At 37.6% G+C, this 420-nt stretch carries 1 protein-coding gene; it reads right to left on the bottom strand.

The annotated features are described in order from the left end of the window. The coding region (locus FC14_RS06090; RefSeq protein ID WP_156655762.1) for a transposase at positions 1 to 420 on the bottom strand (420 nt) is incomplete at both ends.

Raw genomic sequence — 420 nt, 5'->3', positions numbered from 1 at the left:
AATTGATAAAAAGCCCAGGATTTATTTTGATTACGTAAGACTTTGGGTAAATCAGTACGTTCAAAAGAAACACCTGTTAAGTCTTCTAAAACAAATAAGGTGTTAGCACCAAATTTTTGGACCAGTGTCTTAGACAATCGATGGTTAACATCGGTCATCCAACGGTTCTCTCGTCCGGATAATTTCTTTAAACGCCGTTTAGCTGATTTAGTGCCTTTAGCTTGTAATTTTGCCCGTAACTTTTGATACTTAGCTCGTTTACGCATCACTGTCTTACCGTCAAAGAAGGCGGTTTGACCTTGTTCGTCATAAGTAGTAGCTAAAAAGCGTAAACCACGGTCAATACCAACCACGTGTTTTACAATTTGGTTATCAAAATCAGCTACCGTTTTAGTAGCTGAAATGTGTAAATACCACTTA

The organism is Ligilactobacillus agilis DSM 20509 (assembly GCF_001436215.1).
Taxonomy (GTDB): Bacteria; Bacillota; Bacilli; order Lactobacillales; family Lactobacillaceae; genus Ligilactobacillus; species Ligilactobacillus agilis.
The sequence above is the reverse complement of the archived record's forward strand: the minus strand, read 5'-3'. Positions and strand labels throughout refer to the sequence as shown.